The organism is Streptomyces sp. NBC_00846, assembly GCF_045207325.1.
In the GTDB taxonomy this organism is placed as follows: Bacteria; Actinomycetota; Actinomycetes; order Streptomycetales; family Streptomycetaceae; genus Streptomyces.
In genome coordinates, this window is sequence record NZ_CP108846.1 from 6,072,963 (window position 1) to 6,099,235 (window position 26,273).

The window sequence follows — 26,273 nt, forward strand, 5'->3', positions numbered from 1 at the left end:
CCCCCGCCTCGACGAAGACTGCCCCTCGTTTCGCACATCTCCAGGGGCGGCACGCACGCAGTGACCTGGAATGCGCGGGAGGCTGTGACGCTCGTTTGACGCTCCAGGTACCCACACGCAGGGCGACGAGCTGACAAATGGTGTCTGACCTGGGCTTTTCTGTGATGCGCGCAGGTCGACATCTTCCCGATGACCCACCACGTGGAGTGTGTCGCCATCCTCGAACCGGCCGCGAAGGGCTCCTGACCTGCGGTTTTGTGGTTGGGTGAGCTGCTCGACCTGTTTCCGGGCGCGGAGCGGTTCGACTGGACACCCCGCCCGCCCAGACTGGTCTGACTTGCGGGTTCAGGGTGCGGCGAGGATCGTACGGGTGATGTTGACGAAGCATCGTTCACGAATTTTGACGCTCGGATGACGCTCGATTCGGGGACTGACGCGGGGCCGCGTTGCTCGGCCGACGATAAGGGGAAGCGGTCAACCAACAACCCCTGCTGTCACGGACTCCACGCTACGAGGGGAACCTCCCCCACAAGGCTGTGCTCGGCGTATGGGAACGCATGGAAGCCCGCTCACCATCGCCTTCTGAAATCGCCTTCGCCCTGTCCTCCAAGGACGGGGCGAAGGCGAAAGCGTTTGGACGAGGCTCCGTGTTGCGGGCGCTGCCGGTCGGCTCACGCGGGGCAGCCCAGGTGCGTCGTCGTCACATCGACGAGATGCTCTCCGGCTACGAGAATCTTGCCAGAACCACGTTCATGGGTGCGCCGACACCGGTTACCACGCCCCATTCATGGTCGGTGGCCTTACTGACCGTGGGCCTTCACACGGGGGTGTGAAGGCCAACAGTCGTGTTGTGTCGCGGCTCCATGAAGGAGCTGGAGACGGCGCCATCCGTCGCGAGGTCAGCTCAGGGTGTTGTAGGTGTTCCAGCCGCTGCCGATTTTGGTGCGGGTCGCGAAGGGGGCAGCGGCCTTGCCGGTGCTGCGGTAGAGCCACAGTGCTCCGGCGCCGACCATCACGCCCCGAGATGACCTTCGGCTACGATGCCGACGAGACCCGCTACGTGCTCGGGATGACGTTTGCTCAGAGCAGGTCGCGTTCCATGAACTCCTCCGTCTCCTCCCAGTCGATGAAGCGGCAGGATCCAGTTGTCAGGTCAACCGCGACCGGCAGGTTTCCGCCGAGTTGCATGTCCTCGCGTCCGTGGTCGAGGTAGTCGACATGGTCGTAAGGAGCGATGAACTGTCCTCCGTCGGTGAAGCAGTACTCGGGGATGATCCGGACAAGGGAGGACGGACCCCAGGACTTGCTTTCGTCAGCGAGGAACTCTGCAGCCCTGCGCTCGGCCTGTTCCCTGTCAAGCATGTCAGTTGGTCCTCATGAGGTAGTAGTTGCGGTATCTGTTTGCGGCCGGATTGGCCTTGCCGGACCGAAAGTCGAGGAAGACCACCTTGCCGTCGATATTGGCGATGTTGAAGTAATGACCTATCCCCTTCTGCGGCCACGCTCCCAAGATTGCACGCGCTCCTGGGCCCCAGCGCAGCATGTCGCTGACGATGACGTTCAGGCCACCGACGCTGCGGAATGCAAGCCCCGTGACGGCCGATACCTCGGCCCTGGTCATGGGGCGGTCCGCTCCGGGAACGGAGTTCGGGTTGCGGCCTGACATGAGATCGTCACCCGCGGTGGCGCACAGTCCGTTCTGCCCTCGGGGTTCTTCGCTCTCCTGCTGATGGACGAAGTTCCCCGCCTCGTCGATGACGTAGAGCCACATCCCGGAGTACGAGGACGCTGTGCCAGTACACAACTTCAGTTGACCGCCCGATCGACAGTATCGCCGGGCTGGGTTTTCCCCTGTCGGGGTGGCGGGATTCGAACCCACGATCTCTTCGTCCCGAATGAGGTTCGGTCCGGATTTCCACCGGCCGGTTTGCCGTTTCTCCTGGTCACAGCGTTGGTGTGCGGTGGGTTCGGGTGGTGTGGAGAGGGCTTGGGGAGCAGGTTGGCTCCCAGATGGCTCCCGGCGAGAGGCAGTTCTGTATCCCCGGTCGCCCGCAGCGGTCACCTTGCCGACGTCCCACTGGGCACGACCCGGGTCGAGGGACGCGGCCGGGGAGGTTCTACCGGCGCGGGCTGTACAGGGCCTGGGGCGTCGTACAGGTCTGGGCCGGTCCTGCGGAGACGAGAGATCCGGTCGAGGGCGGCGAGTGCGAACAGATCCGAGATGACCGGGTAGTCGAAGGGAAGGGGGCGGGGGCCGACCTGGTCGGGCGGGGAGGGGAAGGAACCGTCTTCGCTCTGGCCGGCGAGGAGGTAGGCGGTGGCGGCGGTTGTGGCGTGGGGCGGACCATACCGGACGACGACAGGGAGAGCCTGTGCGGTGGAGAGGGCGTCGCTGGCGCTGTCCGGCGTATGGCCCCAGCCCCCGTCGGGCTGCTGAGTGGCGATCAGGCGGGCTGCGGCCCGGGCGGTCGCGGCTTCGATCCCTGCGAGGTCGGCGGCCGGGACGGCGCGTGCCGCGTCGAGCGCGTCGACGGCGCGCAGGATGACGCTCGACTCGCTTACGGTCCAACCAGGCGTGAAGGTGCCGTCGGGGTGCTGGGCGTCGAGGATGAAGCGGGTGGCGGCGGTGACGAGGCGGTGGTGGTCCGGACCGTGCGGGGCGAGGGCGAGGACGGCGCCCGCGGTCATGTCCAGATCGGCACGGTCGCTCTCCATCCAGGTGGGGAAGCCGCCGTCGGGACCGGCCATCGCGGCGAGGTAGGCGGCACCCCGTTGCAGGTGGTGGCGGTAGAGGTGCGGGTCCATGGCCTGGAGGAACTCCATGGCACGGCAGGTGGTGTCGACATCGGTCTGGCGTACTCCGCTCGCGAAGGGCCATCCGCCGTCGGACGCCTGGTGGGCGGCGACGAACGCGCTGATCCGCGCCGTGTACGGCCGTAGCGCGGGACGGCTGAGGAACACCGGGCCGCCCAAGGCTGTGTTCCAGATGTCCTGGCTGTCGAGGAACGGCACCCCACCGTCGGCGGCACGCGCAAACAGCAGACCGGTCACGGCGTCGTCGATCAGCGGGTGGCCGGGGCGGAAGGACTGCAGGGTGTTGAGCCCGAGCAAGTGGGTGCTGGCGCTGGCCTCCCACAGCAGTCTTCCCCCGGCGTCGGCCAGCAGGTCGGACAACTGGAAGCGCTCACGGGTGGAGAGCGCGTGCGGGTAGCCGGTGGCCTGGGCATAGACGGCTCGTACGGCCAGCTGGTTCACCAGAGTGAAGGTGGACGGTGCGGGGGTGGCGGCCTGGGGCGGGGCGTCGGCGGCGTCCAGGCGCAGGCCCCCCAGCAGATGGAGCACGGCGTGCAGCACACTGCGCTTGAACCGGCCGCGGCTTCCTGTTGTCCGCGAAAGACCACCGGCCAGGGGGCGTGTGGCGTCGGCGGCGTCGGTGGGCAGGGTGTGTGGACGCAGGCAGGCGTCGATCAGCAAGGCGTCGAGCGGATCGGCGTCCAGGCGGCGCTCTTCGAGATAGCGGGTCAGCTGCCGCTGCTCGTGCCCATGGCTGCCGCGGGCCCGGAGGAGGGCCAGGAACAGGGAGGTTTCCAGGACACGGCTCGCGCACCGGTCCGGCAGGTCCCCGCCGGGCGCGACTGCCAGGACCAGCCGCCGCTCCAGCGCACCTACGGCCGCTTCGACCCGGTCCGCCCGGGGCTCTCGTCCCCCGCGCTGGGAAGGCAGCGTGGCGCGGTAGCGCTGTGTCTCGTACTGCCAGGCGACCGTGCCGTCCAGGAAAGTGCGGATCAGTCCGGCTCGCGACCGGGAGCCGGCGGCCGGCACCCGCGCGGCGGCCGTCTCGAACTCGTCCAGCCTCTCCTCCAGCATCGCGCGGGCGGCCACTGCCGCCTCGCCGCGGCCGACGCCCCGCTCCCGGGCCAGCACGTCGACCAGCCCGACCTGTCCCGGACGCTCCGATCCGGCGTCGAACAGGTCGTTGGTCCAGGCGACGACATCGGCACAGGCCGCGTACAGCGCCTCGGTGTCCTTCGCGCCCGCCGGCGTCCACGAGGAGCGCTCGGCCACCAGCAGCAGGGGCTCCACGGTGATCGTGAGACGGCGCAGGCGGACGTACTCCTCCGAGGAGGGCACGTGGCCCTCCTCCCGCCACCGCAGCTCCTGGAAGGTCGCTTCCGCGAACGACGCGTACGCCGCGGCGAAGCGTGCGCACCAGGCCGGCTCGGTCCCCACCGTCGTCCGCTGCCACAGGTCCCGCAGAGCCGCGACCGCCGGCGTCCGCGCATCTGTCCCCGCGCCGGTGACCACCGCGACCAGGGGATCGAGTACGGACCGGGTCTCCGAGGCCGACGAGACACCACCGGGCAGGTCGAAGCCGTCGTCGACGAGCGTGATGAACGCCCCCCAGCAAGCCAGCAGTTCCAGCTCCCCGGGAGAGGCTCCCGGAGCTACGCGACCAGCCATCCGGCCGTGCCCCATACGTGCCAGCCGCCGTACCTCGGAGTCCTCCACCGCCAGCCCCCACCGGCGTGCCCACGCCACCGCCGCCCGCTCGGCCGTGGGCCACCAGGGGCTGCACGCCCCGCGTACCGCCGAACCGTCGCTCACCCGCACCATCGAAGAAGCCCTCCGCCACGACACCACCCGCCAGGCATGCAGGAGCCGTCCGCACCGGGCAGGTTCCGTGGAGAAGGAAGACACCACGCGGCGAGAACGCTCCACGCGGGATTCTCCCGGCCGACGCCACGAAGCACCGGTGCCGTATCCGTCGACCAGCCGAACGAGTGAACACCGCCCGGCGTCGCGGACGGTGACGGGCGGATCGTCCGGCGGGCCGCCCATTGCGCATGGGCCACATCGACGGCTCCGTCTCGGCCCGCTACGCGCACGTCACCCCCGGCATGCGCCGGCGCCTCGTGCTCGGTCTGACCAAGCAGTGGGAGGCGGCCCTCGACGCCCGCCTGGCGATGTGCCCCACCTCGCCGGAACGGATCCTCAACGACCTTCTGCGTGCACGCGCAGCCAACGCATCAGGCCCGGTGCCGATTTCTCAGTACCGGGCCTGCATCTTGTTGTCGCCGCTCGCGCCCTCCACGCTGATGCCGCTGTCGGCTGACGGCGAAGCGCCGTGGCGGCTCGGCCGGCCACGGCGTTCCGGTGTGGGCGCGTTGCGGGTGGTGCGACTACAGGACGCCCCGGATCAGGCCGCCGGTCGTGTACGAGTCCTCGCGGTAGAAGAACTCCCGCCAGGAACGGATGAGTTCCTGGCGGCTGATGGACCCGTCGCCGTCGGTGTCGAGGGCGACGAAGCGCTCCTTTACTTCGGGAGCGGAGATCTCAAGCACGGTGGCGAGCTGCTGCCACTCGCTGTGGGAGATCTGGCCGTCGTCGTCGGTGTCGATGACGTCGAAAATGGCGTGAGGCACGCCTTCGACCATGTTGAACCGACTGGTGTCCACCGTCACGCTGTGCACAGCCGCGACGAACTTGTCCTTGGGCAGCCGCTCCTGGCCGTTCGCATGCCGTCGCAGCTCCGTCCAGAACATCTGGAAGGTGGCAATCAGCCCCTCTCGCGTTCGGGCACGTCCTGCAATCGAAGTTCAACGCTGTGAGTCGAGTTTCACGTCCCCGAGTTGGTGTTCGTTTCGTCTGTAGGCGTCCGTAGGACATCTCTTACGATTCCTTGACGCGCCGCGCTGGAACCGGCCATGTGACTCGCCAGCGGCCTAGCGTGGGCGCCATGCGCGTACTGGTTACCGGTGGAGCCGGATTTATTGGGTCGGAGATCGTCCATACCCTCACATCGGCCGGGCATCAGACAGTCGTATTCGATGCATTGCTGTCTTCGGTGCATGGTGCGGCAGTAGAACCCGCGGACAGCGATGCCGAGCGAATCATCGCGGACGTTCGCGATCGGGAGGCGGTGGACAGGGCCCTACGGGGCATCGACGCCGTGTGTCATCAGGCAGCGATGGTCGGCTTGGCTAATGACTTCGCGGACGCGCCCGAGTACGTCGGGTGCAATGATCTCGGGACGGCGGTGCTGCTTGCGGCGATGGCCGAGGCGGGTGTGCGAAGCCTGGTCCTGGCCGGTTCGATGGTGGTCTACGGCGAGGGACGTTACGACTGTCCCCGCCACGGCACGGTCCGGCCGGGACCGAGGACGGTGGCCGACCTGGACGCGGGCCGGTTCGAGCCGCGCTGTCCGTGCTGTGGTGCGGAGTTGGCACCTGGTCTGGTCACCGAGGATGCGCCCACGGACCCGCGCAATGTGTACGCGGCCACCAAGCTCGCCCAGGAACATCTCACCGCGGCCTGGGCGCGCGCGACGGGCGGGTCCGCGGTGTCGCTGCGCTACCACAATGTGTACGGACCGGGGATGCCGCGCGACACACCGTACGCCGGTGTCGCCTCTTTCTTTCGGTCGGCTCTGGCTCGTGGCGAGGCCCCCCGGGTCTTTGAGGACGGCTGCCAGCGGAGGGATTTCGTCCACGTACGGGATGTGGCGGCCGCGAACGCATTGGCACTGGAAGCCGTCGAAGGACACGGGCCGGGCAGTTTTGCTTTTTACAACACGGGGAGTGGGGACCCCCGCACCATCGGCGAGATGGCCTCGGCACTGGCTTCGGCACATGGTGGCCCTGCTCCGAAGGTCACCGGCGAATACCGGCTCGGTGATGTACGCCATGTCACTGCGGACTCACGACGACTGCGAGACGAGCTGGGCTGGAAGCCGCAGGAAGGGTTCGCCAAGGGAATGGCGGAGTTTGCGACGGCCCCGTTGCGGGGGATGCGCCCAAACACCGGAAGGCTCTGACACACATTGCAGTGTGTGGTTGAGGCGTCAACTTGCCGTTGGTCTGTGGCAGATAGGGCCGAGCCGGCTTGTGGAGGACGACCAGATCCGGCCGGCGTCCGGCGAAGCACCCCAGCGCCGTCGGACCGTCGTCCGCCAGCTCGCCGTCGTACCCCGCCCGGACCAGGTAGCTGACGACGACCTCGGCGACCGTCGGATCGTCGTCGACGACCAGAACGTGGCCGCGTTCGGTGCCCGGCAGGAGTGCGTGCCTGGGCCTGAACCGTCCGGGATGTTCTCCATCTCGCCACCCCGGCATGCATGTGCGGCACGCGCGGGGCTCGTCTGCTGCTACCAGGCCGACGTCCATTTTTCGTAAGAAAATGGAGCCCGGAATGTCGGTTTCTGCTCCGTAGGGTGAGTGGCGTGACCGATTCCTCCCTGACGGGCCCTCCGTCCGCCCATATCCCTACGCCGAGTGCCGACGTCGTCCTGCCCTGTCTGGACGAGGCCGCGGCACTGCCCCGGGTGCTGGACGCCGTCCCCAGCGGCTGGCGCGCGATCGTCGTCGACAACGGCTCCACCGACGGATCGGCTGAACTGGCCCGCTCGCTCGGCGCCACCGTCGTGCACGAGCCGCGACGCGGCTTCGGCGCCGCCTGCCATGCCGGACTGCTCGCGGCCGAGGCGGAGTTCGTCTGCTTCTGCGACTGCGACGGCTCCCTCGACCCCGGCCTGCTCCCCGCCTTCGTACGCCGCATCGCCGACGGCGAGACCGACCTGCTGCTCGGCCGCCGCTGCCCCGAGGGCCGCGGTGCTTGGCCGCTGCACGCCCGCGCCGGCAATGTCGCGCTGGCCCGGATGCTGCGCCGCCGCACCGGCTTGCGGCTGCACGACCTCGGCCCGATGCGGGCAGGGCGCCGGGCGGATTTGCTGGCGCTCGGTCTCACCGACCGGCGCAGCGGCTACCCGCTGCAGATGGTGGTCCGCGCGGCCGACGCCGGGCTGCGGGTCACGGAGACAGACGTCCCGTACCTCCCTCGCAGCGGGAAGTCGAAGGTCACCGGCACCTGGCGGGGGACCTGGCAGGCGGTGCGCGACATGCGCGCGGTGCTGCTTCAGCCACCGGCCGGGACGGCTCCGGGGACCGTGCGCTCCGGGGTGCGCCGGTGAGCGCCCCGGCCGGCTCCGGTGCGGTCGAGGGCTTGTCCGGCCCGACGACCGTGCTGGTCATCGCCAAGGAACCGCTGCAGGGCCGGGTCAAGACCCGGCTCACCCCGCCGTTCACACCCGCCCAGGCCGCCCGGCTCGCCGAGGCGGCGCTCGGTGACACTCTGCGGACCGTATGCACCCTGCCCGCCCGGCGCCGTGCCATCGTCCTCGACGGACGGCCGGGCCCGTGGCTGCCGCCCGGCATCGAGGTGTTGCCGCAGGGCACCGGCCGCCTCGACGAACGGCTTGCCGCGGCCTTCGCCTGCTGTACCGGCCCGACTCTCCTCATCGGCATGGACACCCCCCAGATCACTGCCGCCCACCTGGCCGCCGCGCTCCGTCCCGCCGCCTGGGACGGCTGCGACGCCTGGTTCGGACCGGCCGACGACGGCGGCTTCTGGGCGCTGGGCCTGGCCGTCCCCGCCCCGGAACTCCTGCTCGGCGTCCCCATGTCCGTACCCGAGACCGGCGCGGTCCAGCGCCGACGCCTGGTCGACGCCGGGCTGACCGTGCGCGACCTTCCGCAGTTGCGTGATGTGGACACCGCACAGGACGCCGTCGCCGTTGCCGCCGCGGCGCCGCACGGCCGGTTCGCCGCGACGCTCGCCCTGCTGACCCCGGCGGAGGCCCAATGAACCCGGTCCCTCACCGCAGCAGGCTGGTCACGGCACCCCCGTCCCCCGACCGCGGCACCACGTCCTGGGGCACCGATCCGTACGCTGAGGCGCTGCGCAAAGGTCACGGACCGCTCTTCCTCCGCCGTACCGACGGCTGGCTGTTGCCCCTGGACATCGAACGCTGGTGCGCGAAAGTCGACGCCGCCGACCTGTCGGCACTGGGCCGCTGCGAAGGCCCCGTTCTGGACATCGGCTGCGGGCCCGGCCGGCTGGTCGCCGAGCTCGCCTTCCGCGGCCATCGCGCACTCGGCATCGACATCAGCGAGACCGCCGTCGCCCGCACACTTCGACTCGGCGGAGCGGCGCTGCACCGCTCCGTCTTCGACCCGCTGCCGGGCGAGGGCCGCTGGGGCACCGCCCTGCTCCTCGACGGCAACATCGGCATCGGCGGGAACCCACCTCTCCTCCTGCACCGCACGGCCAACCTGCTCGCCCCGGGTGGTCTGCTCATCGCCGAGACGACACCACAGGACATCGACGAGAGACTCCAGGTCCGGCTGGACGACGGACGCGGCACAGCGGCCGCCGACACTGGCGCCTGCGGCTCCGCGACCGCCTCACCGTTCCCCTGGGCCCGGCTCGGCACACCGGCCCTGCTGCGGTACGCGCAGGCGTACAGATGGCAGCCCGTCGATCAGTGGGAGGCGGACGGCCGCCCCTTCGTGTCCCTGCGCCGCAACCGGGCGGTACGGACGGCGAGCAACAGCGCCGAGCCCGCGAACAGCAACCCCGTGATCAGCAGCCAGTTCCCCAGGAACACATCGAGGGACAGCCCGCTGTAGGGCTCGTACCGCACCGCGTGCCGGGTGATCAGCGGCCACCACATCAGCAGGAGCAAGCCGGAGAGGAATGCCGGTACGCGGACGTAGTTGACCAGCCCGGTACGGGGCCCGAGCGCCCGGTGCAGGGCCAGGTCCGCCGACGCGTACAGCGGCAGCAACACCAGATCGTGCAGGAGCGCGGAGCCGATGAACCACACCACGATCGCGAACGTGTCGCCCGCCAGCAGCCGCACACCCGCATAGCCCGCGAGGGCGAATGTCGCGACCAGCAGGAGGAGATGCAGCGGCCCTTCCCCGTACCAGCGCCTGAGAACCACTCGAGGATTCACCCGGTTTCCCGCCTTCCCGCTCACAGCGCCTCGAACGCCAGCCGGGCCACCCATTTGGTGTTGAGCACGCCGGGGGCCGCCGGGACGATGATCCGCGCCGGATATCCGTGATCGAGCGAGAGGTTCTCGCCGTTGACCTGCAATGCCAGCAGCGCGCGCGGGTCGCGCACCTGGTTGTCGCGGAGCGCCACCTTCCGGAACGCCCCGCTGCGCTGGACGGACTCCACCATCACCCCCGGTGGCCGGTCCGGATACCCCACGAGTGCCGCCAGGTCCCGCAGCCGCACTCCGCGCCACCACTGGTCCGAGGTCGCCCAGCCCTCCACGCACGCGATCGGCAGCGCCACGCTGTACTGGTCCATGGCCAGCAGTTGTTCCCGGCTGAGCCGGATCTTCCTGGCGGGCCCGCTGACGGTGAGCCGCCAGGCCTTCCCCGTATCGGCCGCGGTCACTCCGACGGCCGCGGCCGTCTTGTTGATCTGGAAGCCGTTCGGCCCCGGACCTGGTTCGGCCGCGCCGTGCGGGGTGAGGAGGGCGATCTGCCGCGGCGGTCCGTCGAAGCTCCGGCCGGCCGAGGTGATCAGCAGCAGCAGCGACCCGCCGCCCGCCATGGCGAGCGCACCGCGCCGGGAGACGGTCGGCGGAGCGGGGTCGGGGGCGGCCAGCTCATCCGTCTCGCCCGGCGCGGAGCCCTCCAGCCGGCCGCCCCGCAGCACCCGGACGGCCCGCGGCAGCTTCAGCCCGGTGTGGGCGAGGAACGCGGCGAAGAACACCCACGCCCCGTAGAAGTGCAGCGGATAGAACGACCCCGGGAACACGTACTCCAGCTGGATGTTGAGCAGTCCGGTGATGAACTCGAACAGTGCCCCGCCGACGAGCAGCAGCAGCGACACCCGCTCCAGCGCATGCCCCACGGAGCGGACCGGGGGCAGCGCGAAGAGCTTCGGGATCACCGACCAGAGCTTCGCCAGCACTACGGGGACCAGGGCGATGCCCACCGTGACATGCAGCCCCTGCGTCAGCCGGTACAGCCAGTGCGGACCGGTCGGCCAGGCGAAGAGATAGAACCCCAGCAGGCCCTTGCCCGGCGTCTTGTCGTTGACGGGCGCGAGGTCCGGGTTGTACGCGGCGTACGACAGCAGACCGGTCACGAACAGCAGGGTGAGCCCGGCGAGCAGGACCAGCCCGAGCACCGCCGTGAACCGGACACCGCGCACCGGGCTACGCCAGAACCCGGGCGCGGAGGGAAGCCGCCCGGCGAAGGCCTGTCCACGACCGGATGCCGAGCCTGGAAATGAGAAGGGGGAGCCTTTTCCGAAACGTCTGTCACCCATGTCCCGAAGCTATGCCCGGGACGCCTGACCGCAGGGCGTACGACCCCTGACGAATCTCTGACGTCACACCCCCGTGCGGGCAGCCGGAGCAAGATCTGACGGTTCGGTGACACGATCCCGTGGCATCACGCGTAACCGTCCTGCTGTGCATAGCGTGCCTGCGTGAAAACCGAGGACCGCACAGAACACCCCACCATGAACGAAACCGGTCACCGCACCGGCCGCCGCAGCGACTTGATCGCCGCCGCCGCGGGCGTTCTGCTCGTCACCGCCGCCGTGCTTGTCGGCCGGTCGATCCAGGACGCCGACGGAAGCCTCTACGTCCACTGGCCTCCCCTGCTGGCGTCCTGGTACCCGCACACCGGCCCCGGCACCCCGGCCGCCGTCGTCGTGGCAGCGGCCGTCGTCGCGTACGGGCCCCCGATGGCCGACCGTATTCGCCGGCGGGCGCTGCTCCCGGCCGCCTGGGCGGCGTCGCTCGCCTGGGTCTTCTCGCTGGCGCTGATCGACGGCTGGGGCCGGGGCATCGCCGAACGGCTCACCAACAAGCATGAATATCTGCAGGCCATCGAACGTTTCCAGAATATCGGTACGGCTCTGCGCGGCTTCAACGGCCACATCCTGCTCGGCTCCCCGGACAACTGGCCCACCCATGTCGCCGGGCACCCACCGGGCGCCACGCTCACCTTCGTCCTGCTCGACCGCATCGGGCTCGGAGGCGGCGCCTGGGCCGGGGTCTGGTGCATCGTGGTCGGCGCCTCCGCCGTCCCGGCCGCGCTGATCGCGCTCCGGGTCCTGGCCGACGAGCGCCTCGCACGCCGCGCCGCCCCGTTCCTGGTCCTCGCACCGGTCGCGGTGTGGACCGGCACCTCGGCGGACGCCTACTTCGCCGCCGTCGCCGCCTGGTCCGTGGCCCTCCTCGCCCTGGCCGCGACCCGTTCGGTCCGCCTCCCCATGGCCGCCGCATTCGCCTCCGGTCTGCTGTTCGGGCTGACCTGCTACCTCAGTTACGGTCTGACGCTGATCGCGTTCCTGCTCCTGGCCGTCCTCGTCCTAGCCCGTACCGCCCGCCCCGTCCCCCTCTTCCTCGCCGGAGCCCTGGTCGTCCCGGTCCTCTTCACCCTGGCGGGCTACAACTGGTGGGAGGGCTACCGGCTGCTGGTCGAGCGCTACTACCAAGGGGCCGGCGGCTCCCGCCCGTACTCCTACTGGGTCTGGGCGAATCTCGCCTGCACCACGATCGCCGCGGGCCTCGCCACGGTCGCCGGACTCCGTCGAGCCGCGGCCGGCGCCCCCGGAGCCGTACGCGCCTTGCGCACCGGCACCACCTGTGCCACCCAACGGCTGATTCTGCTCACTCTGATGGCGCTCCTGGCGCTCCTGGCCGCCGACCTGTCCGGGATGAGCAAGGCGGAGACGGAGCGCATCTGGCAGCCCTTCATCCTCTGGCTGCTGCCCGCCGCCGCCCTGCTGCCGACCGGCACCCGGCGCGGCTGTCTGACCGCACAGGCCGTCGTCGCCCTGCTCGTCAACCACCTGCTGTGGACCGGGTGGTGACGAGAGAGAGACCGTTGAACTCTTCCGCCGGGGGTACCGGCGAATCCTATGGCGGTGAACCGTTGAAGCGAACCGCGTGCGGCCGTGATGCGACCAGCAACCACCACCCCTCCGGTCCCCGGCGACCCGCTCTTCGTCAACGGTCTGCACTCCGCCGTCACCGTGACCGGAGTCCTCCGCCTGATCGGTGCGGTGGCTGCCGTCGCCGGCATCAAGCGCCGAGCAGAGGAGGCAGCAGGCCCGCCGCCCGGTCCCACCGGAGGACGGCAAGGAGGACGTGGTGATCGCCGGTGCTCGCTGAGCACCGGCGCACGCGTGAGAGCGGCGCTGCCGGGTGTCCGGCCTTGGCGGGCGCCGCTCCGAAGCGGTGGACGGCGTTGTCCTTCTCTTCGCCGGGCTTGTTACTTCGCGGCGGGTTCCGGGGCGCCGCCCTGTTCGGTGATGGAGGGTTCGGCCGGGGACTGGGCGGGGGAGCGGTGAGGGCGGACGCCGAACATGCCGACGGCGGTAAGGACCGCGGCCAGGGCGGCGGCGATGCCGCAGATGAGGAAGGCGTTGCTGAAGCCGCTGCCCAGCGCGTCGAGGGCGAGGTCGTGCGCTGCCGATCCCGGAGCGCCGGGTGGCAGGCTGTTCACGGCGATCGGTCCTCCCTCCGCGGCGATCCCGCGCGCGGCTCCCAGGTGGTCCGCCGGCAGGTCCGCGCCGTTCAGATTCGACAAGAACGCCGTTCCCGCCTTGGACCGTCTCGGTGCACTCGATCCCGGGCCACACGCCCGGATCGGTCGCCTACGCCATCGACGGCCAACGCTCGGTGTTCGTCGGCGATGCCGTGCAGGTCCACGGGGCCGCCAACGGCTTCCCCGGCTACCTGGACCCGACCGCCTACCGCACCAGCCTGGAGTACGTGCGGGACGAGCTCCGTCCGCAGCACCTGTACCTGGGACACCCGTACCGCCGCGCCGACGGCACGCCGTACGGCGTCGAGCTCGACGCCGCGCAGGCCCAGGAGGCCATCGCCCACAGCCTCGCGATCGAGGGCCGTGTCACCGCGGCCGCCTGCGGCTGCCTGCAAGCCGGCCTGCAGGAGACGGATTCGCCGTACTCCCCGTTCGCCCGCGTTGCCGAGGAGCTCGGCTACACCGGCGACCCCGCGCTGGAGCCGTCGCCGTTCTTCACATCCATGCACGGCTACCGCACGCATCCCGCCCAGAACGCATGACACAGGAGCTCGCACTCATGACTGACTTCCAGACGATCCGGGCGGGAGAGCAGACGATCGCCGTCCGCAAAGACCTCCGGGTGCCGATGCGGGACGGCGTCGAACTCGCCGTGGACGCCTACCACGGCCAGGACGACAAGCCGCGCCCTGCTCTGATCGCGATGAGCGCCTATGGCAAGGAGTTGCAGGCGCTCGCCCTCACCACGCCGCCGCAGCGCCGGCCCAGCCCGATGTGGGACGGCTGCATCGAGGCCGGTGACATCGCGCGCGTCGTCAGGGAGGACTATGTCCACGTCATCGGTGACATGCGGGGAACCGGTGATTCCGACGGCGTCATGATCGGCAACTACAACTTCGGCGGCGTTTCCCAGGGGCAGGACCTGTACGACCTCGTCGAATGGGTCGCCGCGCAGCCGTGGTGCGACGGCAACGTCGGCATGATCGGCATCTCCTACTTCGGCTCCATGCAGGTGCTCGCCGCCGCCGAGCGGCCACCGCACCTCAAAGCGATCTTCGTCAGCGGTGGCCACTACGACTTCTACGAGACCACCTACCACGGCGGCATCATGTGGTTCATGCCGCGTGCTGCCCGCGAGGGACGCGGCGGCGACTCCGGCATCGCGCACACCGACGTCAAGTCCCGTATGCAGGAGGTCCATTCCCCCGAGGAGCTGAAGAAGCTCGTCGAGAAGCGGCTGCAGGATCCCGACGTGGCAGCCTGGCCGAACCTCGTGCACGTGCTCAAGTACCCGAAGAACCGCGAGTTCTGGTTCGACATCGTGATGAACCACCTCGACGGCGACTGGTACGAGGAGCGCAACCCGATCAATCTGGCCGAGAACATCGACATTCCGGTCTACCTGCAGATCGACCAGGGGCGCGGCTGGACCCTGGACGGCCACATCGAGCTGTTCAACGTCCTTAAGGGGCCCAAGAAGCTGGACATCGGCTCCTACCCGCCGATGCAGTCGCGACCCTGGATCGAAGAGCACGACAAGATGTTCCGCTGGTACGAGTACTGGCTCAAGGGCATCGACAACGGCATCATGGACGAACCGGCCGTGAGCGTCTTCGTGGAGGGCGCGCGCGAGGTGGTCACCGCGGCGCAGTGGCCACCGAAGGAGACCGAGCACAAGCCGCTCTACCTGCGCCCGCGGCACAAGCTCTCCTTCGAACCCGAGTTCATGGGTGCCGAATACGCCGCCCCCGACGGCTTCTACCAGGCACCGCTCACCGTCACCGACACGGTGGAGGTGCTGAAGTGGAGCACCGAGCCGTTTCTGGAGCCCAGCGAGCTGATCGGCACCGGCGCGGCACACCTGTTCGCGGAGATCGACCAGGACGACACCAACTTCATCCTGCGCCTGTGGGACGAGGCTCCCGGCGGCGGCCGGCAGCTGGTCACCAGCGGATACCTCAAGGCCTCCCACCGCGAGCTCGACGAGGAGCGCACCACCGAGGGCGACCCCTACCACCCGCACACCCGCGCGGTGCCGGTGGAGCCCGGGAAGGTGGAGGAGTACGTGCTGCGGCTCTATCCATTCGCGGCCACCTTCCAGCCGGGGCACCGTCTGGCGGTGGAGTTGTCGAACAACGAGCCGCTGGTCGACGCGCACAACGCGCTGCTGCCACCGGATGCCTTCCACCTGCCGGTGGGCCGCCCCGTCACCCACAAGATCTACCGCGACGCCGCGCATCCCTCCCGGCTCGTGCTGCCGTTCACGACGGTCACCCGGCCGTGATCCACGCCGAGGGCGGCCAGGCCATCGCATACCTGGCCGTCCTGCGTGACCAGTAGGGGCTCATTCACTCGCTACGGGTGTCGGAAAAGCATTCCAAACGACTGAGGGAGATTCACCTCAGCGCCCCGGGAACCCGTGGACGACGCCGCGGTGCGGTGATCGCACTCGGCTACAGGATCGCCGTCCCGGCCACCGATGCCTGGTGCCCCACGGTCGTGGCGAGGAGTACCGGTCCTCGGCCGTGAGGCATGGGTTGCCGACGCCAATCACGCCGCATGACCTGTGCCTATAGTTCCCAAGGCGCAAAAGAACTAGCCGCCATCGCTGCCATCTATAGTCGAATTCATGAGGCCGGAACTGCGTCACCTGCGCTACCTGCTCGCGGTCGCCGAGCATGCCAACTTCACCCGCGCCGCCGAAGAGCTGCGCATCTCCCAGCCCACCCTGTCCCAGCAGATCAGACAACTGGAGAAGTCCCTCGGGGTCCAGCTGCTGGACCGGACCGGCCGCACCGTGCGCCTGACCGACGCCGGGGCGACGTACGTCCACTTCGCCCGGCGCGCGCTACGGGACCTGGCGGCGGGGGAACGGGCGGTGCTCGACGTGCAGGACCTCGCGCGCGGCCGCCTCCGGCTCGCGGTCACGCCCACCTTCACCGCCTACCTCACCGGCCCGCTCGTCGCCGGTTTCCACGACCGTCACCCCGGGATCACCCTGGACGTACGGGAGGTCACCCAGGACCGCATCGAAGCCGATCTCCTGGACGACCGGCTCGACCTCGGCATCGCCTTCGCGGGCACCCACCTGCCGGGCATCGAGGCCACGGCGCTGTTCACCGAGGCCCTCAGCCTCGTCGTCGGCCCCCACCACCCCGGCATCGGCCATCCCGGCCCCATGACCATCCACGACCTGCACGATCACCAACTTGCCCTGCTCAGCCGTGATTTCGCGACCAGGCGGCAGATCGACGAACACCTCGGCAAGCACCGGGGGAGCCCGCGGATCGCGGTGGAGGCCGACTCGATCAACGCACTCATCGAGATCGTCCAGCGCACCCCGCTGGCCACCGTCGTGCCCGACCCCATCACTCGCGACCACCCGCGCCTGCGCCCGATTCCCCTCGAACCGGCCTTTCCCTCCCGCACCGTCACACTGCTCCGCCGGGAGAGTGCGTACCGAAGCGCGGCCTCCCGCGCCTTCACCCGCCAGGTCACCGAGTGGGCACACCACCACGGCTACTCGGTCACCTGAGTCCCTGATACCTGCACGCGAGGTCCCTGCCTCCTGCCGTCACGCCGCCGTGGTCCCGCCGGCCGGCCCATCTGGTGGTCGCTGACGCCGGGGCGGGAGGCCGGGACGGAGGACGCGGGGGACGGTGGGCACGTGGTACGCCGGCCCGATTCCGGCGGGCCGGCGTACCACGTCACGTCGCGCGGGCGAACGGTCAGTAGTCGTAGTCGTTTCCGATCACTCGGAAACTGCCCCCTACTCCATTGCTGACGAACACACCCCCTTCGACGCGGTTCGGGAACACGCCTTGAGTGGCGCCGTGGGGGCCGACGACGGCGACGGGGGCGCCGTTGTCGCAGGTCGCCCCGCTGAAGACCTCGACGGTTCGCCGGCTTTCGTTGAAGATGTTGAAGCTGGTGGAGCCCAGGCCGCTGGCCACGCTGACGCAGCCGCCGGGGGAGGCGGAGTACGTGCGCTCGTTGAAGTGAATCCTGCCTTCGTCGTAGTCCCGGCCCCCGTAGCCCCGGCCTCCGTGACCCCGGTCCTGGTCGCCTCCGCGCTCGTCGCCGCCCCTGCCTTCGTCGCCGCCTCGGCCTTCGCCGTTGCCGCCGCGGCCCTCGTCGTTGCCTCGGCCTTCGTCGTTGCCTCGGCCTTCGCCGTTGCCGCCTCGGCCCTCGTCATTGCCTCGGCCTTCGTCGCTCTTTCCGGTGTCACCTTTGTCCTTGGGGGCCACAGCGGGTGCTGGTGCCGGGGCTGGAGCGGCGACCGCTCGCTGGACGACCGGAGCGACCTGGGGTGGCTCGTTCGTGGCGGCCGAGGTGAAGGTGCTACCGGTTGCGGTCAGGGCCGCAGCGGCGGCGATGGCGGCAGTGAGGACGGTGGAACGTGTGGTCATGTCGTTTCTCCTGTCTCGGAGTGAGGTCGGCAGAGCAGCGGACCCGTAATTGAACGTACGTAGGGACTCCATAGCTGTCATTTCGGGGCATACCGAAAGGCCGGTGCCTGAGCAACGGCTGGGGCGGCAGTCACCCGTATGCCATTCGGGTGCAACGTGACGTACCGTCAATAGCCTTGTATGTGGGTGAATTGATGTGCCGTTCGCCCGTTCGGGTGCCTTCTGGGGATTTATTCACTCCGGAAGCGGCGTGTCGTTCGTTGACTCAAGCCCGGGCCGGCGTTGCCGGGCTCGGTGGCGCCTGCGCGACGGTCTCGCGGTCCGCGTGCAGCGTCCTCATGGCGGGGTCGGTGAAGACCAGCCGGATGTAGGTGCGCTGCTTTTCCGGAATTTTGCCGAAACCGGTGACCGGAATGGCGGTGAGCGCATTCCACGCAAGGATGTCCATGCGACGGCTCACGACGATGGCCGGAGTGGCGGTGGGGCCGTCGAGGAGCCGCTGCAATGGTGGCTGGACTTTCTGCCGTGTGCGCCGCCGCGGTCGCGCCGGGCTTGTCCCGGCCAGGCCGAAGAGGTGGCCGTGCCGGTCGTCGAGGTGCAGGACGCGGGCGCGGGGCCGTGGATGCGGCCCCGATCCGGACGCGTTCAGCCCGGCCCTCCCTCGGCAGCCTCCGCGGGTCACCACGCACCGTCCGCTGACCCGCGGCGACCGTCGCTCACTGGCGGCCGAGGCCCAGCGGGTCGTATCGGGATCCAGGACGCCCGCCCACGCCTGACCCGCACCGGAAACCGAACGAGAGAAAACGAAAGGCTCCGCAACGAACGGGCGGTCGCACGCGGTCAGTTCCGCGGCCTCCGCCGAAGCGTCCCTGCCCCTTACCGGTGAAGTGCCCCTGGAACTTCGGTCAGGGCCTGGCCCAGTTCCAGTTCACCCACCGTTTGATCCCCGCTCGTCTCTCCGGTCGGCCGAAACCCGAGCCCCAGATAGAAGCCCCCGGGGCCGTCCTCGCCCGGGTGCCAGGAGACGGTGAGCCGGGTGCCGTCACGGCGGCGGATTTCGGCGGCCACGGACTCGACCGCGAAACGGCCGTACCCGCGGCCCTGCTCACCCGCCGCGATATTGAGACGCCACAGACCCGAGCGGATGTCGGTGTTCTTGCCGTCGCCGGCGAAGTCGATGTCGAAGAACGCCATGAGGAAGCCGACGGGCCGGTCGCCGTCGAAGATGAGGCGAGGCCAGGCTGTCCCGGGGTACAGGTACGCCTCAGCGAGCGATTTCACGACCGGCGCGACCAAGTGCTCCTGGTCGGTGCGCACCTTCAGGCCGATCGCAACGTCGAAGTTGTCGACGGTGATCTTCTCCAGGCGGAGCGTGGACGTCATGCAGGAATCATAGAACCGGTGATCATCGGAGGAAGCCTCCTCGACTTGACCCTTGTGCCCGGCGATGATCTTCGATGCCCTGTACCGCAGAGCCGGCGTGGGGAAGGTCCGTGGAATCGGGCAGAGTCAGGCCCCCGGTCCGGCCGGCGACCGCGTCTGCTAAGGCGTCGACATCGTCTGAGCGGCTGTTCTCCGCAGGTATGTAGGGTTCGTCCACCGCAAGGTGCGGGTGCGAAGAACGGGGCGAGCGGCTGAAGGGCCGGGCGGGGGAGGGCCAGCGTGAGCAAGGAACGCAGGAAGCCGCGAGGCGGTGCGGGGCGAAGGGCCGGCAAGAAGCCAGGAGAGCGACTCACGAGACGGGGCAAGCTGTTCGCCCGCGGCGGGGCCGTGCTGGCCGTGCTGCTTCTGGCGACGGGCGGCGTCGGCGTGTGGGCCTATCAGAACCTCGACGGGAACATCCAATCCGCCGACATCGACGACAAGCTCGGCGGCGACCGGCCGGCCAACATGAGCCCCGGTTCCAAGAACATCCTGGTGGTGGGTTCGGACTCGCGCGACGGCGACAACGGGAAATACGGCAAGGGTCTGACCACGATGCAGTCGGACACCTTGATGGTCATGCACGTGGCAGCCAACCGGAAGTGGAGCACCGTCGTGTCCCTTCCGCGCGATTCGTGGGTGGGAATCCCGGCCTGCGACCGGGGAGATGGCACCCGGTCCACCCCGCATCACTTCAAGATCAATGAAGCCTTTGCCGTCGGCGGAACGAGCGGTGAGGTCGCAGGGGCCGCAGCCTGCACCATCCGGACCGTCGAACAGAACACCGGCCTGCGCATCGATCACTTCATGTCGATCGACTTCCAGGGATTCAAGGGCATGGTGAATGCCCTGGACGGCATAGAAGTCTGTCCCGAGACGGCGATCCACGACAAGAAGGCCCATCTCGATCTGGAGGCGGGGTGTCAGACGGTCAGGGACGAGAAGGCCCTCGGCTATGTCAGGACCCGCTACAGCGTGGGAGACGGCTCCGACCTGGGTAGAATAGGGCGGCAGCAGGAATTCATGGAGGCACTGGCGGCCAAGGCGCAGGAGAAACTCACCAGCCCGGCCGCCTTGTACGGATTCCTCGACTCGGCGACCAAATCACTGACGACGGACAAGGAAATGGCAGGGATTACGCCGCTCACCGAGCTCGCCTCCGAACTCAAGGAAATCCCGAGTGACCGACTGACCTTCCTGACCGTGCCGAATTACGGGCGTGAGGCGGATGTGCCCACCGACAAGGCCAATGTGGTGTGGCAATACCCCCAGGCGGCGGACCTCTTCGCTTCGTTGGCCGCGGACAAGGAAGTCGACAAGAAGTCACTGGAGGCCCGCAGCAAGAACCCCGTGTACGCCGCCACCATCCGTGTGCGCGTACTCAACGGGACGGGAAAGCCGGGGCAGGCGGCAAAGGTCGCGGACGCCCTGCGTATGGCGGGATACACCATCGTCGGCACGGGCAACGCCCCCAGCGACACACCAACGACGGCGGTCACATTCCCGCAGGGACTCGACCAGCAGGCGAAGGCACTGGCCTCCCGGGTGCCGGGAGCGCGGGCGACCGAGGACGCCACGGCCGCTCCGGGCTCGGTGACGTTGACCGTCGGCGACGACTTCGACGGCACTCGCTGAACCCGGCGGGCGGCGGGGGTGCGCGCGAGACGCACCATGCCCGGTCCTGCAGCAAGGGGCCGGCGGTGAGCGGCGGGTGGCGGGGCTTCGCGGGCCGGGGGATTCCGTCGCCGTCGGGGACGGTCGGTCACGCACTCGGTCTGCTCCCGTCGGGTCGCATCGTCGCGACGTTCATCCGGGAGCACGACGTTCGGGAAAGCTGATGGACCGACAGTCTGCGGATGTACGGTCGGCGTTGTGCGAGTTGTGGCAGGCGTTCGGTGCGATCGCCTTGTTGACGCGTTACGGCGCCCACGCCCGCCGGCCGCATTCTTCCTGGGCTCGTGAGGCGCACGGTGCGCTGACGCCGCGTCCGAGGGCCGTTGTCGCGCCGGTTCGGCCACAAGGGCGCGTCCCCTCGTTCCTGACGTGACCGTTACCATACCGGTCCGGCCCGTCATGAACTGGGCCGGTACGGACCGTTTCCGGTCATGAGAACGTCTTCCGAAGCACAGCCGGGCACTGTCGGAATCCCGCATTCTTTGGGCAGGCTTCGGAAACGATGCGGAGGATGGATCAACCAACCGGTACGAGGGAGAACATGATCGAGAAGATTCTGCCGCCCCAGGTGGCCGTGGTGGAGGCACTCTCCGACCCGGTCGACGCGGCTCTTTTCCCCGGTGAGGAAGAACTGATCCGTAACTCGGTGGAGTCCCGGCGCAAGGAGTTCACCACCGCCCGCTGGTGCGCCCGTCGCGCGCTCGGCGTGCTCGGTTTCGCGCCCGTCCCCATCCTGAAGGGCGAACGCGGAGCGCCGATATGGCCGGAAGGCGTCGTCGGAAGCATGACGCACTGCGCCGGCTACCGAGCCGCCGCGGTCGCCCGCTGGGCGGACCTGCTCTCCGTCGGTATAGACGCCGAACCGCACGAGCCGCTGCCCGATGGGGTGCACGAGACCATAGCCCTGCCGGCGGAACAGCAGCGCGAGCGCGAGTTGCGCAGGACGGCCCCGGAGATCCGTTGGGACCGGCTGCTGTTCAGCGCGAAGGAGAGCGTCTACAAGGTGTGGTTCCCGCTCACCCACCGGTGGCTCGGCTTCGAACAGGCCGATATCGTCCTCCACTCCAACGGCACGTTCACGGCCGATCTGCTGATCCCCGCCATGGACCCGGACCCGGCTTTGCCCGGCGGGGCGACGTCGACCCCGACAGGCTTCCGTGGCCGGTGGCTGGTCGCGGACGGTCTCGTGGCGACCGCGATCGCCGTCGAGAGCGAGCCGGACACGCCCACCCGGTAGCGCCGACGAGCCGGACACGCCCATCCGGACGGCGCGACGAGCCGAGGACACGCCCGCCGGGCAGTGCGGGGCAGCCGTGAACGACGAGCGGAGGCGCCCGCACCTCGTCCGGCGTGCGGGTCCACCCGTACTCTCTGACCGCATGAGTGAAAACCGTATGCGTGCACGTGAGTTGGGCATCCCCCTGATGGGGGAGCCGGGGCCGTGGAACGCGATCACAGACGTGCCCGGTGTCGAGGTCGGGTACGTCACCCTTGTCGAGGGCGACGACGTACGCACCGGAGTGACGGCGCTCCTGCCCCGTGGCCGGGACGGAGTCGGAACGCCCTGCGCGGCCGGCTGGCATTCGTTCAACGGCAACGGTGAGATGACCGGAACGGCCTGGATCGAGGAGAGCGGATCACTCGCCGTTCCGGTGGTCATCACCAACACGTACGCGGTCGGCCCGGTGCACCGGGGCGTCGTCGAGTGGGTGCGGTCCCACTGCCGCGGCATGGCACCGGAGTGGCTGCTGCCGGTGGTCACGGAGACCTGGGACGGCCACCTCAACGACATCCACGGTCCGGCCGTGCAGTCCCGTCACGCGGCGGCCGCGATCGAGGCGGCCGGGTCCGGTCCGGTCGAGGAGGGATGCGTCGGCGGCGGAACGGGCATGCGCTGCTACGGCTTCAAGGGTGGCTCGGGGACGGCGTCCCGGGTGGTCGAGTACGGCGAGGACCGCTACACCGTCGGCGCCTTCGTGCAGGCCAATTTCGGTGCACGGCGCGAACTGGTGGTGGCCGGTGTGCCGGTGGGGCGTGAGCTGTCCGGTCCGGTCGGGACACCGGACCCCGAACCGACTGCCGACGGGGAGCGCCCGGTGCCGCCCGGCGCGGGTTCGGTGATCGTGGTCGTGGCGACCGACGCACCGTTGTTGCCGGGGCAGTGCAAGGCGTTGGCCCGTCGGGTGACGCTGGGTCTGGCCCGCACCGGCACCACCGGCAGTCACTTCTCCGGGGATCTCTTCCTGGCTTTCTCCACGGCCAACCCGTCCGCGCTGACCAGTACGTTCCCCGAGGACGACGGCAGTGCGCCGTACGAGTCGATGCGCTTCGTGCCGTGGGGCCGGATTGATCCCTTCTACGGTGCGGTGGTCGAGTCGGTGGAGGAGGCGGTGCTGAACGTGCTCACCGGTGCGCAGTCGATGACCGGCCGCGCGGGCCACCACGTCCCGGCGCTCCCGCTGGACCGGGTGACGGAACTGCTGACGGTACGGGAGCGGTGACGTACTCGCGGGGACGGTGAGTAGTACGGCGAGCCCGGCCGGAGAACGGGAAGAAAGGCGCCCGGCGTGGTGGTCACTGGTCTCGTACAGGTTCGTCGGCCATACTGCCCGCCGTGGAGCAGCGCATAGATCCGAACACTCAGCCCGGGTACGCCGCAGGGACAGACCCGGCGTACATCCCTGGTCTCACGGCCCCTGCGCCTGCCGGGAAGCCGCATACGAGCCGGGAGCACAGAGACCAGGAAAAGACGGACGAGGAGCAGACGTCCCAGGAACGGACGGGTCAGGAGCAGGCGGACCAGGAACAGGCGGACGAGCGGGAACCCGGTGCCGCAGCCCTCGACGATGCCCCCGCGGAGACGGCGTCCGAGGGTGCGGCGGTGGCTGATGACAAGGAGGCGGTGGACGGCCCCGTATTCGAGGTGAGCGACCGTCGCGGCTCGATCACCGCGGACCACGACGGCGTCCGGTTCCGGCTGGACGACCAGGAGGCCGAGTTCAGCTGGGACGAGGTCGGCGCGGTCGAGGTGAAGACCCCTCGGTTCGGCCGCCGGTTCACCGTCACGGTCCACATGTCGGCCCGTCGATGGTTCAACGCCGAGGTCGAGGCGCCGGCCAGGAGCGATCTCAAGAAGTGGGCGGAGGACCTCGACGCGGTCCTCGACGTCTACTTCGAGGAGTCCTGACCACGGCGGTGCCGTCCGAGAGGCCGGTCCGGCGGCTGCAACGACCTCACCCGCTCTCTATCGCGGGTGAGGTCGTAAAGGACGTCGGCCCCCTCACGGCCGCCCGGCCGGGCCACGCCGGGCCCCGGTGCCAGGGCCCGGCGTACCCCCGTACGGGAAGCGCATGAAGGCGGGAGCCCGGCTCTCGCCCGCAAGCCCTCGTACGTATGCCGCGGCCCGTCAGGCGTCCGCGAGGACCACGGAGCGGGTCAGGTGGCGCGGGCTGTCCGGGTCCAGACCGCGGGCGGCGGCGCGGGCGATCGCCAGCCGCTGGACGCGGACCAGCTCGGCCAGCGGGTCCAGGTCGCTCTCCACCCAACGGGCACCGGTCGAGAGCACCTGTTCCGCGAGCCCCTCGGGGGCGGTGCCGAACATCCAGGTCGCGGTGCCGGTGGTGGCGATGCTGATGGGGCCGTGCCGGTACTCCATCGCCGGGTACGACTCCGTCCAGGACAGCGACGCCTCCTTCATCTTCAGCGCCGCCTCGTTGGCGAGCCCCGCCGTCCAGCCGCGGCCGAGGAAGGTGAACTGGGTGCACTCGACCAGGCCTTCGGGCAGCGGCTCGGCCAGCGCGGTCTCGGCGTCGCGGACCACGTCGTCGGTGTGCAGACCGAGGTGGGCGCGGAGCAGGGTGAGCAGAGTGGTCGCGAACCGGGTCTGCACGACGGACTGCTCGTCGGCGAAGTCGAGTACGACGACCTCGTCGGCGGACGTCATGACCGGGGTCTTGGGGTCGGCGGTGATGGCCACCGTGCGGGTGACACCACGCAGCCGGTCGAGCAGCGCCAGCACCTCGGTCGTGGTGCCCGAACGGGTGAGGGCGACGACCCGGTCGTAGCTGCGGCCGAAGGGGAACTCCGAGGCGGCGAAGGCATCGGACTCGCCCTGTCCGGACTCCTCACGGAGCGCGGCGTACGCCTGGGCCATGTAGAACGAGGTGCCGCAGCCGACGACCGCGATGCGCTCACCGGCGGCGGGCAGAGCGGAGGCCTGGGTCCGGGCCAGCTCGGCGGCGCGGCGCCAGCACTCCGGCTGACTGGCCGTCTCGATCTCGACAAATGACACTTTTGCACTCCGTACTCGTAGTGAGATGCTCGTTTGTGCACGCTATATGGGACCTGTGAGCATTATCAAGCATCCTGCATACAGGATGCTTGACTGGGCGGAGCCTTGTGCCACGCTTGCGCGTGTCCGGAGACCGTACCCAAGGGGATGCGTGCCTGAAGCCCGGGCTCGTGAAGGAGAGTTCTCTTGTCCAGGGATGCCCGGTGGAACGCGCTGCTGGAGCTTGTCGGTAAGAACGGCCGGGTGGAGGTCGAGGACGCCGCCGCCAAGTTGGACGTCTCGGCCGCGACCATCCGCCGCGACCTGGACCAGCTCGCCGAGCAGCAGCTGCTCACGCGCACCCGCGGTGGCGCGGTCGCGCACGGTGTCAGTTACGAACTGGCCCTGCGCTACAAGACCGGCCGCCACGCCCCCGAGAAGCAGGCCATCGGCCGGGCCGTCTCCGAATTGGTGGCGGTGGGTGAAGTGGTGGGGCTGACCGGCGGTACGACGCTGACCGAGGTGGCCCGTTCACTGGCGGTGCGCTCGGATGTCGTCGGTGACGCCTCAGCGGGAATGGGCGGTCAGCCGACCCTGACCGTTGTCACCAATGCTCTCAACATCGCCAACGAGTTGGTGATCCGGCCGCAGATCAAGATCGTGGTGACCGGTGGGGTGGCCAGGCCGCAGTCGTACGAGCTGACGGGGCCGCTGGCCAGTGGAGTGCTGGGCGAAATCACGCTGGATGTCGCCGTGCTGGGCGTCAATGCGATCGACACCGAACGCGGTGCGTACGTCCATCACGAGGGCGAGGCCAGCATCAACCGGCTGCTCGCCCAGCAGGCGCAACGGGTGGTCGTGGCGGCCGACTCCTCGAAGATCGGCAAGCGGGCCTTCGCCAGGGTCTGCGACCTCGGTCAGGTCGACTTCCTGGTCACCGACAAGGGCATCACGCCCGAGGCGACCGCCCGCTTCACGGAGGCCGGCGTCACCGTCATCGCCGTCTGAACCGCTCGCACGAAACGGCGGGTTGCCACCGATCGAAGTGGCGCCCGCCGTTTTCGTGGGCGCGTGGGCACGCGAGTGCGTTGGTGCGTGGGCGTGAGGCTGTGTGGATACGTCGGCGAAACCGGCCGT

Annotated in this window: 22 protein-coding genes and 3 pseudogenes; 14 read left to right on the forward strand and 11 right to left on the reverse strand. The window is 69.4% G+C overall.

Annotated features, from left to right (window positions below; translation table 11 throughout):
• Positions 1 to 1,080: 1,080 nt before the first annotated feature.
• The 3 genes from OG936_RS27945 to OG936_RS27955 form a co-directional block, all read right to left on the reverse strand.
• The gene (locus tag OG936_RS27945) at positions 1,081 to 1,362 is read right to left on the reverse strand and encodes a hypothetical protein (protein ID WP_406498357.1); all 282 of its coding nucleotides are present in this window, start codon (positions 1,360 to 1,362) and stop codon (positions 1,081 to 1,083) included.
• A 1-nt stretch (position 1,363) separates the two neighbouring features.
• A complete protein-coding gene (locus OG936_RS27950) occupies positions 1,364 to 1,771 on the reverse strand; it encodes a toxin glutamine deamidase domain-containing protein (RefSeq protein WP_406498359.1) in 408 nt (135 codons plus the stop codon).
• A gap of 287 nt (positions 1,772 to 2,058) precedes the next feature.
• Positions 2,059 to 4,605 carry a prenyltransferase/squalene oxidase repeat-containing protein gene (locus OG936_RS27955; protein ID WP_406498361.1) on the reverse strand — a complete coding sequence of 849 codons (2,547 nt, stop codon included), beginning with the start codon at positions 4,603 to 4,605 and terminating at the stop codon, positions 2,059 to 2,061.
• A gap of 236 nt (positions 4,606 to 4,841) precedes the next feature.
• On the opposite strand from OG936_RS27955, the pseudogene OG936_RS27960 reads away from it, so the two are divergent.
• Positions 4,842 to 5,018: pseudogene (locus OG936_RS27960) on the forward strand (LacI family transcriptional regulator); the annotation flags it as partial.
• A gap of 162 nt (positions 5,019 to 5,180) precedes the next feature.
• Here the strand turns inward: OG936_RS27960 and OG936_RS27965 are convergent.
• Positions 5,181 to 5,543, reverse strand: coding sequence for an EF-hand domain-containing protein (locus OG936_RS27965; RefSeq protein ID WP_406498362.1), 363 nt, complete (start codon positions 5,541 to 5,543; stop codon positions 5,181 to 5,183).
• 194 nt (positions 5,544 to 5,737) lie between these two features.
• On the opposite strand from OG936_RS27965, the gene OG936_RS27970 reads away from it, so the two are divergent.
• Positions 5,738 to 6,814: an NAD-dependent epimerase/dehydratase family protein gene (locus tag OG936_RS27970; RefSeq protein ID WP_406500639.1), complete on the forward strand. Its 1,077-nt coding sequence runs from the start codon at positions 5,738 to 5,740 to the stop codon at positions 6,812 to 6,814.
• A 73-nt stretch (positions 6,815 to 6,887) separates the two neighbouring features.
• On the opposite strand, the pseudogene OG936_RS27975 reads toward OG936_RS27970, so the two are convergent.
• Positions 6,888 to 7,112, reverse strand: a pseudogene (locus tag OG936_RS27975) (hypothetical protein); the annotation flags it as partial.
• A gap of 107 nt (positions 7,113 to 7,219) precedes the next feature.
• On the opposite strand from OG936_RS27975, the gene OG936_RS27980 reads away from it, so the two are divergent.
• Genes OG936_RS27980 through OG936_RS27990 form a run of 3 tightly spaced genes read left to right on the forward strand, consistent with a single transcriptional unit; the run spans position 7,220 to position 9,464 of the window.
• On the forward strand, positions 7,220 to 7,966 hold the full coding sequence (locus OG936_RS27980; RefSeq protein WP_406498364.1) for a glycosyltransferase family 2 protein: 747 nt from the start codon (positions 7,220 to 7,222) through the stop codon (positions 7,964 to 7,966).
• A complete protein-coding gene (locus tag OG936_RS27985; protein ID WP_406498366.1) occupies positions 7,963 to 8,640 on the forward strand; it encodes a DUF2064 domain-containing protein in 678 nt (225 codons plus the stop codon). Before OG936_RS27980 ends, OG936_RS27985 begins: the two co-directional genes overlap by 4 nt.
• The gene (locus tag OG936_RS27990; RefSeq protein WP_406498368.1) at positions 8,637 to 9,464 is read left to right on the forward strand and encodes a class I SAM-dependent methyltransferase; all 828 of its coding nucleotides are present in this window, start codon (positions 8,637 to 8,639) and stop codon (positions 9,462 to 9,464) included. The genes OG936_RS27985 and OG936_RS27990 overlap by 4 nt, the downstream gene beginning before the upstream one ends.
• Positions 9,465 to 9,813: 349 nt before the next feature.
• Here the strand turns inward: OG936_RS27990 and OG936_RS27995 are convergent, their stop codons facing one another.
• Complete coding sequence (locus OG936_RS27995; RefSeq protein WP_406498370.1) at positions 9,814 to 11,127, reverse strand: molybdopterin-dependent oxidoreductase; 1,314 nt, start codon at positions 11,125 to 11,127, stop codon at positions 9,814 to 9,816.
• Positions 11,128 to 11,289: 162 nt separating this feature from the next.
• On the opposite strand from OG936_RS27995, the gene OG936_RS28000 reads away from it, so the two are divergent.
• Complete coding sequence (locus OG936_RS28000) at positions 11,290 to 12,684, forward strand: hypothetical protein (protein ID WP_406498371.1); 1,395 nt, start codon at positions 11,290 to 11,292, stop codon at positions 12,682 to 12,684.
• A gap of 401 nt (positions 12,685 to 13,085) precedes the next feature.
• Here OG936_RS28000 and OG936_RS28005 read toward each other — a convergent pair whose 3' ends face one another.
• Complete coding sequence (locus OG936_RS28005; RefSeq protein WP_406500787.1) at positions 13,086 to 13,403, reverse strand: hypothetical protein; 318 nt, start codon at positions 13,401 to 13,403, stop codon at positions 13,086 to 13,088.
• On the opposite strand from OG936_RS28005, the gene OG936_RS28010 reads away from it, so the two are divergent.
• The 3 genes from OG936_RS28010 (at position 13,304) to cynR (ending at position 16,896) form a co-directional block, all read left to right on the forward strand.
• Positions 13,304 to 13,903, forward strand: a complete 600-nt coding sequence (locus OG936_RS28010; RefSeq protein WP_406498373.1) for a hypothetical protein — start codon at positions 13,304 to 13,306, stop codon at positions 13,901 to 13,903. The two genes, OG936_RS28005 and OG936_RS28010, sit on opposite strands and share 100 nt — an antisense overlap.
• 17 nt (positions 13,904 to 13,920) lie before the next feature.
• The gene (locus OG936_RS28015; protein WP_406498375.1) at positions 13,921 to 15,645 is read left to right on the forward strand and encodes a CocE/NonD family hydrolase; all 1,725 of its coding nucleotides are present in this window, start codon (positions 13,921 to 13,923) and stop codon (positions 15,643 to 15,645) included.
• A 345-nt stretch (positions 15,646 to 15,990) separates the two neighbouring features.
• Positions 15,991 to 16,896: a transcriptional regulator CynR gene (gene cynR, locus OG936_RS28020; protein ID WP_406498377.1), complete on the forward strand. Its 906-nt coding sequence runs from the start codon at positions 15,991 to 15,993 to the stop codon at positions 16,894 to 16,896.
• Positions 16,897 to 17,089: 193 nt separating this feature from the next.
• Here cynR and OG936_RS28025 read toward each other — a convergent pair whose 3' ends face one another.
• The 3 genes and pseudogenes from OG936_RS28025 to OG936_RS28035 form a co-directional block, all read right to left on the reverse strand.
• Positions 17,090 to 17,770 (reverse strand): hypothetical protein, encoded by a 681-nt coding sequence (locus OG936_RS28025; RefSeq protein WP_406498379.1) that lies wholly within the window; start codon positions 17,768 to 17,770, stop codon positions 17,090 to 17,092.
• Between the two features lie 301 nt (positions 17,771 to 18,071).
• A pseudogene (locus OG936_RS28030) lies at positions 18,072 to 18,380 on the reverse strand (transcriptional regulator); the annotation flags it as partial.
• Positions 18,381 to 18,646: 266 nt separating this feature from the next.
• A complete protein-coding gene (locus OG936_RS28035) occupies positions 18,647 to 19,153 on the reverse strand; it encodes a GNAT family N-acetyltransferase (RefSeq protein WP_406498381.1) in 507 nt (168 codons plus the stop codon).
• A 387-nt stretch (positions 19,154 to 19,540) separates the two neighbouring features.
• Between OG936_RS28035 and OG936_RS28040 the strand changes: the two genes are divergently transcribed.
• The 4 genes from OG936_RS28040 (at position 19,541) to OG936_RS28055 (ending at position 24,053) form a co-directional block, all read left to right on the forward strand.
• The gene (locus OG936_RS28040) at positions 19,541 to 20,827 is read left to right on the forward strand and encodes an LCP family protein (RefSeq protein WP_406500640.1); all 1,287 of its coding nucleotides are present in this window, start codon (positions 19,541 to 19,543) and stop codon (positions 20,825 to 20,827) included.
• Positions 20,828 to 21,407: 580 nt separating this feature from the next.
• The gene (locus tag OG936_RS28045) at positions 21,408 to 22,103 is read left to right on the forward strand and encodes a 4'-phosphopantetheinyl transferase (RefSeq protein WP_406498383.1); all 696 of its coding nucleotides are present in this window, start codon (positions 21,408 to 21,410) and stop codon (positions 22,101 to 22,103) included.
• Positions 22,104 to 22,245: 142 nt separating this feature from the next.
• On the forward strand, positions 22,246 to 23,367 hold the full coding sequence (locus OG936_RS28050; RefSeq protein ID WP_406498385.1) for a P1 family peptidase: 1,122 nt from the start codon (positions 22,246 to 22,248) through the stop codon (positions 23,365 to 23,367).
• A 113-nt stretch (positions 23,368 to 23,480) separates the two neighbouring features.
• Positions 23,481 to 24,053, forward strand: coding sequence for a hypothetical protein (locus OG936_RS28055; protein ID WP_406498387.1), 573 nt, complete (start codon positions 23,481 to 23,483; stop codon positions 24,051 to 24,053).
• A 219-nt stretch (positions 24,054 to 24,272) separates the two neighbouring features.
• Here the strand turns inward: OG936_RS28055 and OG936_RS28060 are convergent, their stop codons facing one another.
• Positions 24,273 to 25,157: an SIS domain-containing protein gene (locus tag OG936_RS28060; RefSeq protein ID WP_406498389.1), complete on the reverse strand. Its 885-nt coding sequence runs from the start codon at positions 25,155 to 25,157 to the stop codon at positions 24,273 to 24,275.
• A gap of 186 nt (positions 25,158 to 25,343) precedes the next feature.
• Here OG936_RS28060 and OG936_RS28065 point away from each other — a divergent pair, with 186 nt between their 5' ends.
• The gene (locus OG936_RS28065) at positions 25,344 to 26,144 is read left to right on the forward strand and encodes a DeoR/GlpR family DNA-binding transcription regulator (RefSeq protein ID WP_406498391.1); all 801 of its coding nucleotides are present in this window, start codon (positions 25,344 to 25,346) and stop codon (positions 26,142 to 26,144) included.
• Positions 26,145 to 26,273: the final 129 nt, after the last annotated feature.

Excerpts from the sequence above, each read along its gene's own strand:
- OG936_RS27945 (WP_406498357.1), bottom strand. The coding sequence starts at position 1,362 with ATGCTTGACAGGGAACAGGCCGAGCGCAGGGCTGCAGAGTTCCTCGCT.
- OG936_RS27950 (WP_406498359.1), bottom strand. The coding sequence starts at position 1,771 with ATGTGGCTCTACGTCATCGACGAGGCGGGGAACTTCGTCCATCAGCAG.
- OG936_RS27965 (WP_406498362.1), bottom strand. The coding sequence starts at position 5,543 with ATGTTCTGGACGGAGCTGCGACGGCATGCGAACGGCCAGGAGCGGCTG.
- OG936_RS27970 (WP_406500639.1), top strand. The coding sequence starts at position 5,738 with ATGCGCGTACTGGTTACCGGTGGAGCCGGATTTATTGGGTCGGAGATC.
- OG936_RS27990 (WP_406498368.1), top strand. The coding sequence starts at position 8,637 with ATGAACCCGGTCCCTCACCGCAGCAGGCTGGTCACGGCACCCCCGTCC.
- OG936_RS27995 (WP_406498370.1), bottom strand. The coding sequence starts at position 11,127 with ATGGGTGACAGACGTTTCGGAAAAGGCTCCCCCTTCTCATTTCCAGGC.
- OG936_RS28015 (WP_406498375.1), top strand. The coding sequence starts at position 13,921 with ATGACTGACTTCCAGACGATCCGGGCGGGAGAGCAGACGATCGCCGTC.
- cynR (WP_406498377.1), top strand. The coding sequence starts at position 15,991 with ATGAGGCCGGAACTGCGTCACCTGCGCTACCTGCTCGCGGTCGCCGAG.
- OG936_RS28025 (WP_406498379.1), bottom strand. The coding sequence starts at position 17,770 with ATGACCACACGTTCCACCGTCCTCACTGCCGCCATCGCCGCCGCTGCG.
- OG936_RS28035 (WP_406498381.1), bottom strand. The coding sequence starts at position 19,153 with ATGACGTCCACGCTCCGCCTGGAGAAGATCACCGTCGACAACTTCGAC.
- OG936_RS28045 (WP_406498383.1), top strand. The coding sequence starts at position 21,408 with ATGATCGAGAAGATTCTGCCGCCCCAGGTGGCCGTGGTGGAGGCACTC.
- OG936_RS28050 (WP_406498385.1), top strand. The coding sequence starts at position 22,246 with ATGAGTGAAAACCGTATGCGTGCACGTGAGTTGGGCATCCCCCTGATG.